General features: G+C 58.8%; 1 protein-coding gene. It reads right to left on the reverse strand.

Annotation, left to right across the window (positions count from 1 at the left end; genetic code table 11):
• Positions 1-571 (reverse strand): ABC transporter permease (locus tag CAG11_RS33050; protein ID WP_143494909.1); only part of this gene is annotated, 571 nt, incomplete at both ends.

Here is a 571-nt window from a genome sequence, read left to right on the forward strand (position 1 = left end):
CGACAGCGCGATGCCCAAAGCGCCGCCGATCAGACAGACCAGCACCGCCTCTATCATGAACTGTTGCATGATGTCGCTGCGCCGCGCGCCGACCGCCATGCGCACGCCGATTTCGTGGGTGCGTTCGGTCACCGAGACCAGCATGATGTTCATCACGCCCAGGCTGCCGATCACCAGCGCGATGGACGCCACCATCAGGATCAGCAGGCTGAAAGTCATTGACGTGCGTTCGATGGACTTTCGGATTTTATCGAAGTTGTACAAACGGAAATCTTTTACGCCATGGCGTTGGGTCAACAGCTGTGTGATAGCGGTGACGGCCGATTCGCTGGCGACATTGTCCTTTAGCCGAACGGTGATGCCGCTGAGCGTCGGTTTGCCTACCATGCGATACATCACCGTGCTGTAGGGCATCCAAACAGTAATGCGATTGGGCGCGTAGTTGCGATTGCTTTTCGCCACACCGATCACTCGGGCCGGCACCGAGCCGAGAAACACGATCTGGCCGAGCGGCTCGACGCCGAAATCGCCGAACAGCGCCTGGCGCGCATTGTCGTCGATGATCACTTCC

The organism is Pseudomonas sp. B6(2017), from assembly GCF_002112765.1.
Classification (GTDB): Bacteria; Pseudomonadota; Gammaproteobacteria; order Pseudomonadales; family Pseudomonadaceae; genus Aquipseudomonas; species Aquipseudomonas piscis.